The following is a 17,742-nucleotide window of genomic DNA, read 5'->3' on the forward strand; positions in this document are numbered from 1 at the left end:
CTAGGGACCGACCGTCGCCAGTAATCACCGGCGATGGTCGGTACGTCTGTCAGACAATGTTGATTTCGACCGCCGGCGCACGCCAACCGTTGTGGCTGTAGCCGCCGCCATTCAATTCCGGCTCTTCGGGTTGGACGTTGCCTTCGGAATCCGTTGCGCGGCTAACCAGGCTGTACGTCCCAGGAGCAAGTTCGACCGGGAGCACGAAGACCTTCCAGGCGAACCGACCGAGATCAGGACCGATAAACTCGCCTTTCTGCCAGGTCTGGCCGCCGTCCGTCGAGACGTCGACGCCTGCGACTGCATTCATGCCCCCGAAGGCGACGCCAGCGATTTGAATCCGTCCGGACTTTGCGCCCTCGAGCGGCGCTGTAATCCAGGATTTGACTGGTTGCTCCCAGATTGAAGGCTGATCGGGAGCGCCCTTTTCACCAACGGCATGCATGCGATAACTGGAGCGCTGGATCTTGGCGTCGGTCTCGACTTCAGTCAGCGCGACCGTCTTGACGTATTTGACATTATTGATGCCCGAGTAGCCGGGAACGATCATTCGCAGCGGCCCGCCATGGGCGAGGGAAATAGGCTTGCCATTCATCTCCCAGGCGAGAATGACATTGTCCAGATTGCTAATCGGCACGGAGCGTTCGACGACCAGGTCCTTCGGGTCAAGGCCAGCAGGAATTTCCTCGCCCCCAGTCCCAGTAACGAACTTCGCGCCATCGCCCGCGCCGCCCAACGTATCCACCACGGCTCTCAACGGAACGCCGCTCCAGAGAACGCAGCCGGCAGCTCCGACGGTCCACGGCGTGCCGCTGATCTTCTGATCGCCGGTGAGCCTGTCCTGAAAGTACTTGCGGCCGTTGCCCGAGCATTGCAGCACGGTTGCGACCGTCGCGAGCCCCATGGTCTTGAGCTCGGCAACGGTAAGGGTTTTCGGTTCTCTTACGCCCTTGAACTCGACTTGCCAGTCCTCGGGATTGGCGACGATCGCGGCCGGCGGCGCGTTCACGTTGTTCCGGATATAGAGCTTTTCCTCAGGGGTGATAATGCTTGTGCCAATCTCGCCACGCTTGGTCTCGATCGTTTTGTCGCTGTGGACGATCAGCGCGTCGGCGTCTTTCCACTTCGCATAGTCGGGCAGCGATGTGGCATCCTGCGCACGGGCCTCTGACCGAAATTCCAAGAGGCCGCCGGCGACGACGGCTCCTGCGCCGCCTGCCAAAAACGTGCGGCGGCCTATGGTCGATGTCGCTATCATAACTTTCCTCCCCCACGGTGTTGCAGGCGTCCGTAGGTGATTTTTGTTCCTTCCTGCTGTGAGGCTAGATAGTGCGACCGCCTAAAAAGGCGACCGTTTATCAGTCCCTGGCGAAAATGAGGCGGCCACCAGAAGCGGCTTTCAGACCAATAATGAGACCCGCGCTCTAGCGCGTTCTTCTCGGCTCGCCATGAAGCTGCCCAACAGTGTCGATCGGCAAGGCGTTGCCATAGCAACCTTTGGATATATCGTTGGCCGGCTCAGCCCGTGCTACGGCCAGGTTCGTCTGGCAAGTCGCGACTGCGTTCATCGCAATTTTGCTGATCCCGGTAGTGGGTTGTGTTAATTTAGCAATCAATCAAATAGCGGTCCCGCTGGGGGAAGCCATGGATCGTAAGCTTGGCCGAAGTTGGAGCCGCAGCAGGCGATATCGACAAAGCCGTATCATGGGCAGACTTCGGCATCAGGAATGATCCAGCCAATTCAATGCTCGCGTTCATGAAGGGTTTCGTGCTGACAGCCAGTGGCAGGTATCAGGAATCGGACGAGAGTATGATGGCGCTGGGAGACTGGTTTGCGGGCATCCCTCTTGTCAGGTCGATCAACGCCGTTAACCTGGGAAAGATCGAGGAAGCAAAGAGCCAAACGAAGAAGGCTCTTGAGCTTGATCCGAGCTGGACTGCGGAAAAATGGAGGCAGCTCACCTTTCGACGCCGACGTTCTGGACCGACAGGTGAGCGACTTGATCAAGGCAGGGCTGCCAGAGAAGTAGCGGCCAAAGTCGCCGACCATTGTAGCGCAACATCAGCGAGTGCAGCCCGCAAGATGATGAAATTCCTTGCGGTCTTTTGATCTACCCACGCAGCTGAAGTGACCATCACGGATATTTCATTGTGCAGCGCAGCAACAACTCTGGCCCAGCCACGTTGTTACTCGGCCGCGCCATCCGTCCGCTGACGCAAAGGAGATATCCATCCATGAAAACCCTATCCATTACACTTGCAAGAATCGCGCGACTGAGGACAGGCAAAGCCGAGCAGCTGCACTCCCGCAATAGGCTTGCCACACTGACGAATTTCGGGTCGAACCCAGGTAAATTGAAAGCCAGATATTATTTGCCTAACAACCTGGCGAAGAAACCGGCGCTTGTCGTCGTCCTGCACGGATGCACGCAGATTCCAGCCGACTATGATGTCTGCTCCGGCTGGTCGAAACTGGCCGATAAACACGGCTTCGCACTGCTCTACCCGCAACAAGTACGCGGCAATAATGGCAATCTCTGCTTCAACTGGTTCTTGCCGGGCGATATCAGGCGCGGAGCGGGCGAGGCTCTGTCCATTCGTCAGATGATCCAGACAATGTGCTCAAGGCACAAGGTCTCCAAAGAAAGAATATACGTCACGGGACTGTCCGCCGGCGGTGCAATGGCGAATGTCTTGCTTTCGACCTATCCCGAGGTTTTTGCCGGCGGCGCGATCATCGCCGGCCTCCCATATGCAACCGCGCTAACCGTTTCGGAAGCATTCGAGCGAATGCGCGGCCACGGCATCCCGAATCCGCGAGAACTGCGCGCCAAAGTTCTGGCAGCGTCCAGTCATTCAGGACCATGGCCGACGATCTCCGTCTGGCATGGAACGAGGGACAGCACGGTTGCCGAAGTGAACGCGCGCGCAATCGTCGAACAGTGGCGCGGCGTGCATGACTTGGGCACGGCGCCGACGGTCACTGAAACGATAGACGGGCAGAAGCGGAAGGTCTGGAAGGACAATGACGGACGGGAGCTCGTCAGCTTCTACAGCATCGAAGGCATGGGGCACGGGCTGCCGCTCGACGTGGCGAGCGGCTATGGAAAAAGCGGCCCCTACATGCTCGACGTTGGCATATCGTCGACCGCCCATATTGCCCATTCATGGGGACTGACGCGAAAACTGACGAGAGATCGCCGGGACAAAGCAAAGCCGCCTTCCGCGTCCTCTTTAAATGCGGATCGTTCACCCTCGGCTCAGAACAAAATCGGGAAAATCATCGGCGACGCTCTTCGAGCAGCCGGGCTGACGCGCTGAGGGCGTTCGCTGAAAACGCGCACCCCGGATGACACCCTCCGCCGCCCTCTGGGCCCGGCTAGTAAGTGTACCCGTGGGTAAATCTTGACGGCAAACGTCCGCCGAATCCGCCGCAAAGGCGACGCTGTTTGGCGGTTTGGCTGAGGCCTCCGCTATCAATCACACATCGGCGGCCTCGAGAGATTTCGTCCAGGGACTTGGGGGTGAAAAGGCTGAAGAACCCCGAGCCCTTCAAGGGTTTGCTAGTACCAGCGTCCTCGACCGTACCAGCCGCCACCTAACAGAAGAATGATAAGTACAATAATTAAAAGCGTGGTGATATCCATCTGGGGCCTCCCGGAGCACACATCCATCGCCTTGCACGATGGTCCTTGGTTGTACTCTGATTAGTGGCAACGTCCCGCGGGGAGGGTTGGTTCCAACGAGTTTCGGGCGACGCATTGGTGATGGCGCCCATCGGCGGCTTCACCAATCATTCGGCGCGGCTAGGGCATCATACTGCGGTACCGCTCGTGTTCGTGTTGGACCTGGTCCAGGTGTGCGCGCCCGCATCCTCGTCAAACCGCGACCGCCTCTTCGGCGTAGAGGCCCCGGCAGGCGGCAGCATCGTCGCGGGCCCGTTGCTGCAATGCTTCGGGTTTGAACGCCCGACTGTCGTCCACCCTTGCCGTCACCAACGTGACTCCCCGGGAATGCCCTCAGAGTAAACAAGGGGCTGGTCCCGCGATACAAATGCTTTGGTAGGTCGGGCGGCAATTCTTGCCAGCGCTGACAGCGACTCGCGCGGGGTGGTCGGCACTGGCGACAGGCAGTAGATTCAAGGTTTGCGGGGATCGTTGCCGGCCGCTCGATGTTCCTCAATCCGCTCAGGTTCTTCCTCGTCGATCCTCATCAGATCGTTCCGAGCCGCACCTTCAACACGCAGCAACTCGTCCAGCTTAGCATGAAGAGCCTGTGTGTCACGGTATTGGGCTCTCTGGATGAAGAGGGTCATAGCCCAGACTATCAGAGTGACGAGGCCATGCGGGTCTAAGGTTTCCGGCCAAAACAAGAGCCAGAGACCGCCGTAGAGAATAACGATCAGGAAAGCCCAAGGTCGAGCGGTTAGAGTTCCAAGGTCAGTGAGGTGTCGGCCAATCGTGTTCTCGGACATGCCATGGAAACGCGCGCCCATGCGACGTGTTCCGATGACCGCCGCATGCCAACTACCCTTCGAAATTATTGCGTTTCAAGAAAGTCTGCTTCTGGGTTTATGGGATTGTTGCACGATGTTGGGCACACGTTCGTCGAGATAGTGACCTGATTCGGAGATCATAAATCACGGGCATTTCGGTCGAGGCGACGCTGGCGCTCGCCGGCGTCGCTCGATGCCGCCCGCTGGGCCCGCAGTTCCCGAATGAAATCGTAGGTCGTCATCGTTCGCTGCCTCTGAAAAACAGAGGCTCAGCCCCGAGATGATGGGCTTGGGTCAATGACCGCCTGGCCCACCGGAACCGCACGTGATCTGCGACGCGAACTTCGGGCGGAGCGTTGCACAAGTAAATACGAATAACAGAAACCCCTAAAATGTTACTGGAACGCCTAATACTTTCGTATAAGGTCGACCTCGCAACGGCACATCTTCTAGCATTGCCATTGCTTGTATAGGGCTTTGCAGCGGACCGTATTGCCGTGTCCTTGCTTTATATTGCAGAAATCCAATTGATGCAAAAAAGCCCTGACCGGAAACGGTCAGGGCCACACCTCACCGCTTTCTTCCTTTCCCCGACAGATCTTTGGAGGGGAGCCCTGATCCCAGAGCAGAGATTTGCCAATAACCCACGCCCCCGCTGGCGACCGCAAGCCGCCGCACGGCGCGCCCGCTAGCCGCGCAGCGCTTTCAGCCCGTTGGTCCAACTCGCGAACGGCTGCGATCCGGAACAGAGCCTTGCTGATCGTATAGATCCGACAAACCGGCGAGTAAGGCCGGGGCGAGAAGATAAAGGATGATGGCGATCGTTACGACGCCTGTGAACCCGACATGCATCGCAAGCAGTGCGGCGAGGATCGCGCTCAGCACCGACGCAGAGCCATTGATCCCCCAGGCCCAGGGAATAAACTCGTCCGAGTGTGCACCGACGAAGCCGAGGCCGAGCGGGAACGGCATACCCATAAAGACGGCGAGCGGCGCTATGAGGAGGAGTGTGATCGCAATCTTCGCGGCATCCGGCAGTGCCAGCAGCCGTTCGAAGATCAAGGGCAATGTGAGCAGGTAGGTGGCAGCCAGGAATGCGATCACCACGACGGCTAGGGCAATGCCGCGCACCGGTGATCCGCGCCCGACCGCGGCCATCCACCGTGCGGCTACGGCGCTACCGAGACCGGCGAAAGCAAGGAAACCCGCAAGCACGACAGCGACAGCGTAGAGCGGATGGCCGAGGAACAGCACGAAGCGCTGGATGAAGGCGATCTCGATGAAGAGGAAGGCCAAGCCCAAGGCAAGGAAATAGAGCCCGAAGCGCAGCCGGTGTCCGGCTCTCCCGAGTGCGCGCCGGCGAAGCCAGAGCGGCAGGAGGATCAAGACGGCGCTGAGGATCGCGGCCTGGCCGAGCGTCGTCACCAGGATCAGGTAGCCCCAGTCGAGCATCGCTGCCCCACCTTGGGTGCGCAGCGTCACGAGTTCGGGCAGAGCGCGCCAGCGGAAGAAGTCGAAGAAATAGGGCCGATTGTCAGTCGCCGGTGCAATATCGAACTTGTAGCGCTCGATGAAGTCGGCGCGCCCAGGACCGAGGAGAGCGAGGGCTCCCGCGTAGAGATATTCCTGGTCGAGCTGGTTGTAGCGGTTCACGTCGCTCGCGGAGATGCCTGGCGCCCAGGAGATATCAAAGAAATTCTCGGCGGCGAAGCGGCGGATGGCGGCGATGTCTTCGCCGGTGAAGGGCGATTTGGCGACGAGCAGGGTTGCCGTATTCCAACTCCGGATCAGCACCAGGTGCCGGCCTGGCTGGGACACCCCATCCGCTTCAAGCGCAACGGTAGCAGTGGCAAACAGCTTGAGGATGTCGCGCGGCGGCATCCGCAGCCATCGCGTGATCGCGACGATCCCGTCTGCTCTCAACACCGCTAGGTAATCCCGCATTGCCTCCACGGTGTAGGTATAGTTCTCATGCATGCTCTGCACTCCGGCCGCGGCCGCGCCGAAGGAGTCGAGGAGCGGCATCTGGATCAGTTCATAACGCTCGCCAGTGGTCGCAGCGAAGGCGCGCGCCTCGGCTAGATGCAGATGCACGTTCGGTCGGCTGAAGATGCCGCCGACGAAATCCGCGAAGCGACTTCGGGCGAGGTCGATCATCTGCGGGTTGACCTCTACCGCATCGACGATTTCGGCTCCGGCGCGTAGCGCCAGCAGCACCTGCTCGCCGCCGCCGGCGCCGAGGATTAGCACTCGCGGCCGCTCAAGGATGCGGTACGGGAGCGCCGCCGTTGTCCGGTCGATATAGGCGACCGTCGCCGGATCGCCGCCATAGGTGGTGATCGCCGTAATACTGTCGCCATCGGTAAAGACGGCGAGTTGCGCGGGCGGCTCTTGGCTGTTGGCGAGGCTGAGGCCCGGCGCGTACCGGAAAGGGATGGTCGGGCTCTCGACGACCGTCAACAGTCCGAGAGGGCTTGATCGCTCCTCGACCACCCGCGCATTCGGCACTTCGAGAGCCATGCGGAGGCCCTTGTACTCAGACATGTGCGGGCCGGGGGCCGTCCAGGACTGTGGTAGCCACACCGTGATGACCGCGGCTGCAAGCCCGAGGATGCCCGTGGCGAACCATCGATGGCGAGGCATGCCCGTCGCGGCGAGGGCAGCCGCCGCGAATCCCAGCGCTGCGACGAAGCGCAACGCTTCGGAGGGAAAGACCAGGAACAAGAGTCCGACGATGCCGAGCGCACCGATCCCTGCGCCGACGAGGTCAAAGGCATAGACGCGTCCGGTCTGGCCAGGATGGCGGCTGAAGGCAAGGCCGATACAGGTTGCACCGAAAAAGAAGGGCAAGATCAGGAGAGCATAGATGGCCGCGAGCCAACCGAGCTGCCGCGGATTCCAGACGATCTCGAGCGCGTTGAACGGCAGGCGCTCGGCACAGGCGAAGCTGGCAACCGCAGTAATTCCGAACAGAGCCGCCGACGCTGCGAAGGCGGCCGGGTACCGTTCCACCAGGGGGCGGCGGGCCAACGCAATGAATGTACCGCTCGCGCCAAAGCCCAGGAGCGCGATGCTTATCATCATATAGGCAAAATGATGCCACTGAATGATCGAAAACAGCCTTATCAGCAGCACTTCGTAGGCAAGGGTTGCCGCCGATATGAGACCGATCGGCAGCAGGCGCCCCGCTCTCATCGGGCGCCACCTCCACGCAGCGGCACAAAGCTTACTGGCAGCAGCTGCCGGGTCGTGATGCTTCCGTCCCGTCGCTTCTCGACCAGCATGAGAAACTGGGTCGCGAAGGGACCTCCCACGGGGACGACCATCCGGCCCCCTTTGGCGAGCTGCTCAACCAGCGGCGGCGGGATGTGACTGGCGGCGGCGGTCACCACGATGCCGTCGAAAGGCGCGCGCGCAGGCCAACCATAGTAACCGTCGCCTACCTTCACCTCGACATTGTTGTAGCGGAGCTCCGCGAGGCGGGCGGCCGCCCTTTCGCCCAGTTGCGGTATGATCTCAATCGAATAAACCTTCCCTGCGAGCGGCGACAAGACGGCTGCCTGATAGCCCGAGCCAGTACCGATCTCGAGGACAGAGTCGCCAGGCCGGACGTTGATCAGATCGGTCATCAGCGCGACGATGAAGGGCTGCGAGATGGTCTGGCCGTATCCGATCGGCAGTGGCCTATCTCCATAGGCTGCGCTGCGCTGCTCCTCAGGCACGAAAAGGTGGCGCGGCACCTTTCCCATCGTCGTCAGCACCGCCGGATCGATGCCCTGTCCCTCGACCGCGGACGGCGCTGAGCGCGCGTGCCCTTTGATGGTTTCGATCATCGCTGCACGCTCGGCCAAGCGATTCTGAGCGGGTGCGGATGTCGATACCATGGCGGCAGCGCTCGCGAGAACCACGACCAGCAACGCTCGGCACTGGGCTAGTCGACGCATGAACCCTCTCCCGGCTGGAACGACGAGTATAGTGGCGGCAGCGGCAATTTTGAACAAAACTCGCTCGTCTCTGCGGCGTTCCAGCTTATTGCTTCGGAAAAGAGCGAATGGCCCCGAGCCGGAGGAGGCATTGGCGGCCTTTAAACTTGATCGGGGGGGAGCTGGGTTGAACGAGCCCTCGAGCACTGTAAGGACGAGGGCGCTTCGTTATAGATAGAGACCACGAAAAGGCGTCTACGCCTCCTCAGCGTCTCCACCTTCCGAGAGAACTTGTACCAGGCGGGCGCAATCGGCGTTATTGCCGGGCAGCAGGCTCACCGGATCGACGACACCCACACCGACGCCTATGGCATTTGCGGCCGCCCATGCCCAATCTTCCTGCGCGCGCTGAAGAAGCCTCGGAGCCTCCGTGGCAATGCACGCGCGTCCTGCCTGAACGATCTCGGCTGATGGCACGCCCTGCAGGCGCTCTGACACCTCAGCCTGCAGCGGGCCCACGACAAGGATGGCGAACAGATAGCTGAGGAATTCCGACACTACGTGCTCCTGGTTAGTTGCTGCGTCAGATATAAGGATCGGCGCAGGCGAGTGCCAGAGTACCTGCGCCGACTGCGACGACGAACCTGCAGGGATCGGAGTTCGGTGACCGTTCTCAGTCTAAAAAATCATAAAACGTCAATGGTTTAATTCCACAAGTGGGCGTTATGTGATCCGATTGCAGTCGAGCCTTTGTGTTAGGGGCGTCAGCTCCATTATGACGATGCAGCGCCAACAACCCGCACGCGCAGCACCAGAATTGAGACGCACAGATAAATCACCACACGACCGACTTGATCGATCACCGGACGGTCTGGTGGGTTGGTTTGTGGACCTATGGACGTGTTGAGTGCCGCGCTCCTCAAGCGGAAGTCGCCCTGCCCGCAGCGAGGGGATCCGCCCTCAGGACGTGAGGGTGTCTAGCTAGGCGAATCAGCCCGGGAAAGTTGCATTGCGTTTTTAGCGGTCTTTACGGATTCGATAGCCCGCCCTGGGTCCGGACCTCCGCGGCCAGCCTTTCACCCGCGGATCAGGCGCCCAAGCTATTGTTCTTCAAGGGGAGCTTGCGGATTCGCTTGCCCGTAGCCGCGAAAACAGCATTCAGGACCGCAGGTCCAGCAACGGCGATCGTCGGCTCACCAACACCCCCCCAGAAATCGCCCGACGGCATCAAGATCGTTTCGACGGCCGGCATTTGGTCCATACGCATGACCTCATAGGTATCGAAATTCTCCTGTTCGACCCGGCCGCCAGTGATCGTGCACTCGCCGAACAGGCACGCCGAAAGGCCGTAGACGAACGAGCCTTCGACCTGCCGCTCCGCTTGGGCGGGGTTGACGACGTGGCCCGGGTTGGTTGCGGCAACGATCCGATGGATCTTCACTTGGCTGTCAGTCACGGAGACTTCTGCAGCGGCTGCCACATAACTGCCGAACCCCATGATCTGGGCGAGACCGCGATGGATCCCAGTGTCGGCCGGTCTTTCCCAGCCGACTCGTTCGGCAACGGCCTCGAGCACGGCAAGATGTTTCGGATGGTTGACGAGTAGCTTCCGGCGGAAATCGAGCGGGTCGATCCTCGCTTCGTGTGCAAGCTCATCGATGAAGCATTCCAGATAAAGGGCGTTTTGATTGAGGTTGACGCCGCGCCAGAACCCAGGTGGCACAGGGGGGTTGCGCATGGCGTGGTCGATCAGCAGGTTTGGAATGGTGTAGCCGAAAGCGCCCTCGGCACCACCATCGTTCAAACCCTGGAAAACCGCCGGATCGCGGCCGGTCTCACGTACCTCGGCACGCAGAGGCCAGAGGATTGATTGTCCGCTGATGCGCATGTGGAGCGCCGTCACATTGCCGGTTGAATCAAGCGCCGCTTTTAACCGACACTGGGTCACTGGGTGATAGGCGCCGTGAAGCATATCCTCTTCACGCGACCAGATGAGCTTGACCGGCAGCCCCGGAAATTCCTTCGCAAGCCTAACCGCCTGTCGCACATATTCCTGATAGTTGCCGCGTCTGCCGAAGCCGCCGCCAAGATGCAGCTTATGAACCTCACAATCTTCGATCGGCAGACCGGCGGCTTGCGCAGCAGCGGCAAGGCTGGCCTCGCCATTTTGCGTTGGCACCCATACTTCGCACTTGTCCGGAGTGTACAGTGCCGTCGCATTCATCGGCTCCATGGTGGCATGGGCCTGATACGGGAACGAGTACGTGGCAGAGACAATCTTGGCGTTGCCGGAAAGCACGGACCCCGCATCGCCTATGGAAGTGCCGAGCACCGCTTCTTCAGCGTCCAGACCTTCCTCCAGCATCGCGGCAATTGAATCGCTATTAACGCCGGTATTTGGACCCTCATCCCAGACGATCGGCAATGCGCTGAGCGCCGAGTGCGCTTGCCACCACGTGTCGGCGACGACGGCAACTGACGTTTGGTCAACCTGAACGACCTTACGAACGCCGGGCATGGTGGAAATGGCAGCCGCGTCAAAACTTCTAATCTTGCCGCCAAAAACCGGACACGCCTTGATCGAGGCGTTCAGCATGCCCGGCAAGCTCAGATCGACGCCATACACCTGCTTGCCAGTGAGCTTGTCGCGTGTGTCGAGCCGCGGGAGCGGCTTGCCCGCGATCTTCCAGTCTTTCGGATCCTTCAATGTCAATTGGGTCGGCACAGGCATCTGCGCCGCCAACGAAGCGACTGCGCCGTACGTGACGGTGCGTCCCGAAGGATTGTGGGTAATGATGCCGTTGGCCGTAGAGCACTCGGCCGCGGGCACTTTCCAGAAGGTCGCCGCCGCGGCAACAAGCATTTGCCGCGCGGCGGCTCCCCCTTGGCGAACATACTCGTGCGACTCCCGTATCCCGCGGCTTCCACCGGTCGAGAAGCTGCCCCAAACACGGTTTCGCCTCAGGCTTTCCCCGGGTGTTGGATATTCCGTTGTCACCTTCAACCAATCGCATTCGAGCTCTTCTGCGACAAGCTGGGACAGACCGGTCAGCGTTCCCTGGCCCATTTCCGACCGCGCGATCCGGATGACTACAGTGTCGTCCGGATGGATAACGACCCAGGCATTCACTTCGGGCAGCACGGTGGGCTTCTCTTGAGCCTCCACCGGGAAGGGTACGTAAAAGCCGAGCGACAGCCCTCCCGCCGCAGCGGTGCCAATGAGGAAGTTACGGCGTGACAAGGTTGCGACAGTCATGGGGCAGTCCTCATCCTTTCTGAGCTTCGCTCACGTTTTCGGCAGCAAGCTTGATGGCTGCGCGGACGCGGTTATAGGTGCCGCAGCGACAGATGTTGGTGATCTCCGCGTTGATGTCCTCGTCCGTTGGTTTCGGCGTGGTACTGAGCAGGGATGCAGCTGCCATGATCATGCCGGCTTGGCAGTATCCGCATTGTGGAACATCGAGCTCCAACCATGCCTGCTGGACGGGATGGGAACCGTCTTCGGATAGTCCTTCGATCGTGACGATCTGTTGAGTTGGTCCAACCGCGCTAATCGGCAAGGCGCAGGACCGCGTGGCAACACCGTCGAGGTGAACAGTGCAGGCGCCGCATTGCGCTATCCCACAGCCGAACTTTGTTCCCGTGAGGCCCGCCTGTTCGCGGAGCACCCAGAGAAGCGGTGTTTCCGGATCCACGTCTATATCTCGGATCTCACCATTGATATTCAATCGAGCCATGACGCGCTCTCCTGTTGGTTAGTGAGGGAACGATTGCACCCGCAGCGCTCACGTCCGGCGGCCTCGTCGGCGCATTGCCGCGAGCTACCCGCCGGAGCGATCGCGCAGATACTCGATGATGGCCGTGCGTTGCGCCGCATCGCGGATACTGACACTCATCGTTGTGCCAGGCACGACCTGGCGAGGGTTGTTTAGATACGCCTGCAGCCGGTCCTCGTCCCACGCAAACCCGGAAGCAGTGAGCGCCTTCGAATAGCGTGCTCCCGCGACGCTTCCTGCTTTGCGGCCCAGGATACCAGCGAGATGTGGGCCCACCCGGTTTTCGCCCATGTTGACGCTGTGGCACGAGCCACAACGGCTCCGGAAGAGTCTCTCTCCTCCAGCAGTTGATGGCTCCTGTGCCTGACTCTGGGCGGAACAGAGAGCGGCACCAACAATGATGGTTGATACGAGTAACTTGTTTGTCATCGGTAATCCGAGGTCCTGGGTCGTCAACACGGAGGTGGATGGCAACCCCATGCGATGCTTTCGAGAACAGGACCGTAATGGAGGTTTGTCGCAGAGCTTTGCCGGTTGTACGGGAAAGTTGTAACCAAATGTCTCAGGAGCGGCGGAAGGCCGTGATCGTTATGTACGTGCACGCAGAGTCGCCTGCGCGCGGCGTATCGTGCCGTTGTATGCCTTGTCCGGATACCAGGGCATCGCTGCGATATCCTTGAAGCCAGGGATGGTGTCCATGTGACGCACCATGCGCTCGCGCATCTTCGCGTCTGGGAGCGGACCTGTCAGAGCGGCGATATTTTCGCGCGCATGCTGTGGATTGGACGTGGAAGGCAGCGCGCACGTGACAGCCGGATTGGCGATGACCCACTTGAGAAAAAATTGGGACCAGCTCTCCACGCCGATCTCTTGGGCGAAGTCCGGCAGTGGTCGGTCGCCGATAACCTTGTGCAGCCGTGCCTTTTCCAACGGCATGTTCACGAGTACGCCAATTCCGCGCTCGGCCGCCGCCGGCAGCACACGTGTTTCGGCATGCCGGTTGAATATCGAATAGTTGACTTGAACGAAGTCAACAACATCGCGCTCGATCCAGGAGGCCAGTGCGTCATGATAGAGATTTTCGTGGTGCGTGACGCCGATAAAGCGGACGTGCCCTTCTTTCTTCCAGGCCCGTAGAATATTCACGACGTTGTCCACATTGGTGAGGCTGTGGCAATGCATTATGTCGATTTGGTCTCGCCAGAGCCTGCTCTTGGACTGCTCTAGGCTTCTTAGAGCGTGACTCTCGTCACCCGCAAACTCTCCTGTGGACCATATCTTATTGGAAAGCACGATCTCGTCACTAATTCCGAGAGCAGCTGCGAAGGCACCGACCGTGTGCTCGGCTGTGCCGTAGAGGGGCGAAGTGTCGATCAACCGGGCGCCACCATCCCAATATGTTTGGATGACGTCGCTGAGGTCGTTACGCCGGGCACCAGGCAACCGGTCGAATGTCATGAAGGTACCCAGGCCGATTGCGGGCACCACTGTATCCGAGCGGGGGAGGGTCCTTGTCGTCAGCGATCTCGTCTGCGCACTGGCACCGGTATCGGTCTGGGCTGCGGCAGATGCGGAATTCATAAGCGACCCGGCTGCCACAGTACTCATCGCCACGCCAAGGCTCATCGCCTTCATAACGTCGCGTCGGCTCGGCCCGAGCGCAGCCTTTTCCTCAATGATCATAGTCTGGTCTCCGTATTGAGCCTAGCGCCCCAGTGATTAACTTGGATAAACTTGAGAATAAGCGTCACTTGTATTTGAGCTATGCCGGATTTTGTACATAAATGGGCAAAACTTTATTTAATTGTGTCAAACAGGTTGCTGAGGACAATTGGATACAATTCCGGGCGCGGTTGGGATAAATTTGCGACAGGCCTACCTTAGATTACGGCAGTGGCGGACGGAGAACGTGCGCCGACGCGTCCTCAAGAACCGTTCGGATCGGCGACCTGCGACGGGCGGCTGCAAGAACGGTTCGCCGAGGCCAAAACCGCATCTACGAGAGGTCCAGAGACATGAAGTTTAGCTACACCGATGCAGAGGAGGCCTATCTGCGGGATCGCCGGGATGCTGCCGCAAGACCTGGCACCAATCTGCTCGTAGGGATGCTATTGAGCGCCGCCGCTGCCACAGCAGTTGCACTGCTCCCCAGAGAACTTAGTTTCGGCGAAAGGGCCTATGCGACGAAAGCCTTTGAACCCGGCCTCCATGACGATTGCCGAATCGTCCTCGTGCCCACCGATGGGTTTGCGAACAGCAGCCTGCATGCCGGAAGCGCCGGTCCCAGGCGGCGATGCACAGAGGCCGCTGGGTAACTGCAAAGACACGCATCCCTCGGGGCTCTACAAAGCTCGTTCATGTGACCAGAAACCGCCGCACCGCCGAGCAGCAGGATCTTCGGTAAAACTCCACGATTCCGGCCTCCCCGATCTTGCAGGCATCGGGCCTGCCTGAATCTTGAAGCATGGCGGCGTCGCTTGTGCCAGGCGCTGCGAGCGCCAACCGGCTGCGAGACGCACGGACGGAGGCAAGAGTGGTCCACGATAGCACGCGTGAGACTACGAAGGGTTTGAAGCGCATGAAGCGGGTTCGGCGATTGTTGCGGCCTTCTGGACCGTCGCCTTAGCGAGTTAGGCTGGGGAGAACCGGCTCCGCTTCCGTCTTGCGCCGAGCGCGCGCTTTAAGCTGCCTCTGCGGAGCGCACCGACTTAGGCAGCGTGATTGTGGCACGCAGCCCCTTTTCCGGCCGAGCTAGGGTAATATCGCCACCGTGGTGACGGACGGTCGCCCGTGCGATCGAAAGGCCAAGCCCTACTCCGCCGGTTTCCCGGTTGCGCGAGGTTTCCAAGCGGAAGAAGGGCGCAAAGACACGCTCAAAATCCTCCTCCGGGATACCTGGTCCATCATCCTCTATGATGATCTGCACGCCTGAGGGTCTCTCGCTGAGCCACACGCGCGCCCCGCCGCCGTAGCGCACGGCATTTTCGATCAAGTTGCGGGTGGCGCGACGAAGCCCTTCGGGGCGACAGCGATAGGTGATTTGGGGGCTATCAAGGAAGACTACATTTTGGCCAAGGTCGGATAGGTCGTCGCAGAGACTTTCAATCAGGGCTGTGAGATTGACCGTTCGCGTGGGTTCGGTGACCGCTTCCTCGCGCGCGAATGCCAGCGCGGCTTCGGTCATCGTTTGAATTTCCTCGATCGTCGCCAGCATTCGTTGTTGGACGTCAGGGTCCGACACGAATTCCGCCCTAAGGCGCAAGGAGGTGAGCGGCGTTCGAAGATCATGGCTGATCGCCGCAAGCATGCGCGTGCGATCCTCGACGAAACGGGTCAGCCGCGCCTGCATCCGGTTGAAGGCTTCGGTCGTCCTGCGGATGTCATCTGGGCCGGTTTCCGGCAGCGGCTCGACCGATTGGCCTCTGCCAAGCGCCTCTGCTGCGCCGGCCAGTCGGCGCATCGGTCTTGCGATACGATTCGCCACCATAATGCCGATCAAAGCGAGCGTTGCCGCAGTGATCGCGAGCGAGATCAATGACTGACTGTTCCAAAGAGCGCTCGCGATGGTCTTTCGGTAAACCGAGTTCAGCCACTGGCCGTTGCTAAGCTGCACAGCAATTCCCATCCCATGGGACTCGCCCAGCGGCAGAAACTTGGCAAATCGCGGCAGGGTCCACATCTCCGAGGAAAGCTGCGTCCAGCCTTCGGAGGCGACGGCCTTGTCGAAGAAGTGAATAGCCGGGATAGAGGGCGCCGTAGACGGCGCCGCGGAGATCAGCTCGGGTTTGCTATAGGCGGGCAGGAGGTTCGGCAACGGTTCTGCCAGCCGAGTAATTGCCTGTTTTCGCCAGACGGCTGCGTCGATCGGATCGTCCGTCGTTAGCCAGAACCGCGTATAAGTCGTTCCGCTGGCGCGCAAGACATCGGTATGGAAGCTCGGCGGAATGGACTCGAGCAACTTCGCCAACGATGCTGTGCGGCTGATAAACTCGCCCTTCGATGCAGCACGCAGCGCCTTGTCGCGTTCGTCCCAGGAGACCAGGAAACTGATTGCTTGGGAGACGACTAGCGCCATCAACAAGAAACAGATGAACTGAGCCGCAAGGCTTTTCCTCCACCATCGCATCAGTAGGCTTCTACCTCCGCCATGAAGCTGTATCCTCCGCCCCAGTGGGTCTTGATCAGAGACGGGTTTTTCGGGTCACTTTCGATCTTCTTACGCAACCTGCTGACCTGATTGTCGATACTGCGATCAAAGCTATCTGCCGCCCTCCCAGCAGTCAGGTCCAGCAGCTGATCGCGGCTAAGCACCATGCCTGGATGCTCCAGGAACGCCTTGAGCAACCGGAACTCCGCCGTGCTCAAGGCTACGCTCACACCATCCCGTCCGAGCAACTCCCGTCGGCCAGTGTCGAGTTCCCAGACGCCGAAGCGGACTGTCTTCGCTTTTATGCTGCTTCGCTGGGGAGGAAGGCTGTTTACGCGCCGAAGCACTGCCCTGATCCTTGCCAGGAGCTCGCGCGGGTTGAACGGCTTTGTCAGGTAGTCGTCAGCGCCCAACTCCAGCCCAACAATACGGTCGGTACCATCCGCCATGGCAGTCAGAAAGATAACCGGCAGGTCGGTCGTCGTGCGCAGCTGGCGGCACACGGTCAGGCCATCCTCACCTGGCATCATGATATCAAGCACCACGAGGTCCGGTGCGCCCTTTTCCAAGAGCCGACGAAGAGCCTCGCCGCTTTCCGCGACAGAAACGCGGTAACCCTGTTGCGCCAGATATTTCCCGACGAGGTCGCGGATGTCGCGATGATCATCCACAACAGCAATGTGAGGTGTAGACTGCATCTTTTACATCTGCCGAGTTAACTCGGAAATACATATCTTTCCCGCTGGGGATGCGCACTCAAAAAAGTGTATCAAAGAGTGTCAACTGCGAAACTCTGGCACCGCATCTAGCACTCGTCCGCGAACGCCCTTTTGCGGTGCAGCATGATTGACATGGACTTTGGCCGCCTGGCCATGTCCGTAGATGCATCTCTCCATTGTTACAATTTGCCAAGAAACGTCCCACGACATCGCATAACCCTGCGACATCTCATCCGTAAGGTCTCCCTCGTCCGAAGCCATGCGATTAGCCGCATCAATTTTGGACGTCTCGCCATCGCGCCTCGAATGCCTCCCGGTTGGGGCGCGGTGGCAATCGGACAAAGGAGAATCTCATGAACACCAAGTATCGCATCGTAACTGCTCTTGCGTCGCTCATTACATTCGCGAGCGTGGGACCGGCCTTCGCGACCGGTGACTACTATGCCGGCGTCGACGTGAACGCTCAGCGCGAAGGGCCTGCTGCAGCGAAGGTCACAGACCGCCGCGCAACCGGCTCTATCGGGACGAAAGCTTCCACTTATGGGTTCCCGAATGCACGCGAGACGCGTCCAGCGTTCAAAGGGGGCGAGGGCGAATATTATCATGGGATCAACCCGCGCTGATCCCACCCTTGCGGGCGCTTCGGCGCCCGCAAGGCTCTGCGCATGAATTGAACGCAGAA

14 protein-coding genes are annotated in these 17,742 nt (G+C 59.9%); 3 read left to right on the forward strand and 11 right to left on the reverse strand.

What is annotated here, in order from left to right; all coding sequences use genetic code 11:
• Positions 1-49: 49 nt before the first annotated feature.
• The gene (gene sorT / locus AYK65_RS17635) at positions 50-1,258 is read right to left on the reverse strand and encodes a SorT family sulfite dehydrogenase catalytic subunit (protein WP_046117110.1); all 1,209 of its coding nucleotides are present in this window, start codon (positions 1,256-1,258) and stop codon (positions 50-52) included.
• A 399-nt stretch (positions 1,259-1,657) separates the two neighbouring features.
• Here sorT and AYK65_RS17640 point away from each other — a divergent pair, with 399 nt between their 5' ends.
• Positions 1,658-2,110 carry a tetratricopeptide repeat protein gene (locus tag AYK65_RS17640; RefSeq protein ID WP_046117109.1) on the forward strand — a complete coding sequence of 151 codons (453 nt, stop codon included), beginning with the start codon at positions 1,658-1,660 and terminating at the stop codon, positions 2,108-2,110.
• 125 nt (positions 2,111-2,235) lie between these two features.
• The gene (locus AYK65_RS17645) at positions 2,236-3,321 is read left to right on the forward strand and encodes an extracellular catalytic domain type 1 short-chain-length polyhydroxyalkanoate depolymerase (RefSeq protein WP_081159175.1); all 1,086 of its coding nucleotides are present in this window, start codon (positions 2,236-2,238) and stop codon (positions 3,319-3,321) included.
• Positions 3,322-4,138: 817 nt separating this feature from the next.
• Here the strand turns inward: AYK65_RS17645 and AYK65_RS17650 are convergent.
• The 10 genes from AYK65_RS17650 to AYK65_RS17700 all read right to left on the reverse strand — a co-directional run bounded on the left by AYK65_RS17650 (position 4,139) and on the right by AYK65_RS17700 (position 17,039).
• Positions 4,139-4,495 carry a low affinity iron permease family protein gene (locus AYK65_RS17650; protein ID WP_244559996.1) on the reverse strand — a complete coding sequence of 119 codons (357 nt, stop codon included), beginning with the start codon at positions 4,493-4,495 and terminating at the stop codon, positions 4,139-4,141.
• Between the two features lie 705 nt (positions 4,496-5,200).
• Positions 5,201-7,690, reverse strand: a complete 2,490-nt coding sequence (locus tag AYK65_RS17655; protein WP_210190406.1) for a polyamine aminopropyltransferase — start codon at positions 7,688-7,690, stop codon at positions 5,201-5,203.
• A complete protein-coding gene (locus AYK65_RS17660) occupies positions 7,687-8,439 on the reverse strand; it encodes a protein-L-isoaspartate(D-aspartate) O-methyltransferase (protein WP_081159177.1) in 753 nt (250 codons plus the stop codon). The genes AYK65_RS17655 and AYK65_RS17660 overlap by 4 nt, the downstream gene beginning before the upstream one ends.
• Positions 8,440-8,673: 234 nt before the next feature.
• Positions 8,674-8,976: a hypothetical protein gene (locus AYK65_RS17665; protein WP_081159179.1), complete on the reverse strand. Its 303-nt coding sequence runs from the start codon at positions 8,974-8,976 to the stop codon at positions 8,674-8,676.
• A gap of 529 nt (positions 8,977-9,505) precedes the next feature.
• Complete coding sequence (locus tag AYK65_RS17670) at positions 9,506-11,674, reverse strand: xanthine dehydrogenase family protein molybdopterin-binding subunit (protein WP_081159181.1); 2,169 nt, start codon at positions 11,672-11,674, stop codon at positions 9,506-9,508.
• A 10-nt stretch (positions 11,675-11,684) separates the two neighbouring features.
• Positions 11,685-12,155 (reverse strand): (2Fe-2S)-binding protein, encoded by a 471-nt coding sequence (locus tag AYK65_RS17675; protein WP_026614335.1) that lies wholly within the window; start codon positions 12,153-12,155, stop codon positions 11,685-11,687.
• 84 nt (positions 12,156-12,239) lie between these two features.
• Positions 12,240-12,674, reverse strand: a complete 435-nt coding sequence (locus tag AYK65_RS33485; RefSeq protein ID WP_338031398.1) for a c-type cytochrome — start codon at positions 12,672-12,674, stop codon at positions 12,240-12,242.
• A gap of 108 nt (positions 12,675-12,782) precedes the next feature.
• Entirely contained in the window at positions 12,783-13,877 is a 1,095-nt protein-coding gene (locus tag AYK65_RS17685; protein WP_081159183.1) for an aldo/keto reductase, read from the reverse strand.
• 997 nt (positions 13,878-14,874) lie between these two features.
• Positions 14,875-16,320 (reverse strand): HAMP domain-containing sensor histidine kinase, encoded by a 1,446-nt coding sequence (locus AYK65_RS17695; RefSeq protein WP_081159185.1) that lies wholly within the window; start codon positions 16,318-16,320, stop codon positions 14,875-14,877.
• On the reverse strand, positions 16,320-17,039 hold the full coding sequence (locus tag AYK65_RS17700; RefSeq protein WP_046117103.1) for a response regulator: 720 nt from the start codon (positions 17,037-17,039) through the stop codon (positions 16,320-16,322). The genes AYK65_RS17695 and AYK65_RS17700 overlap by 1 nt, the downstream gene beginning before the upstream one ends.
• A gap of 374 nt (positions 17,040-17,413) precedes the next feature.
• Between AYK65_RS17700 and AYK65_RS17705 the strand changes: the two genes are divergently transcribed.
• Positions 17,414-17,683 (forward strand): hypothetical protein, encoded by a 270-nt coding sequence (locus AYK65_RS17705; protein ID WP_081159187.1) that lies wholly within the window; start codon positions 17,414-17,416, stop codon positions 17,681-17,683.
• Positions 17,684-17,742: the final 59 nt, after the last annotated feature.

The organism is Ensifer aridi, from assembly GCF_002078505.1.
Taxonomy (GTDB): Bacteria; Pseudomonadota; Alphaproteobacteria; order Rhizobiales; family Rhizobiaceae; genus Sinorhizobium; species Sinorhizobium aridi.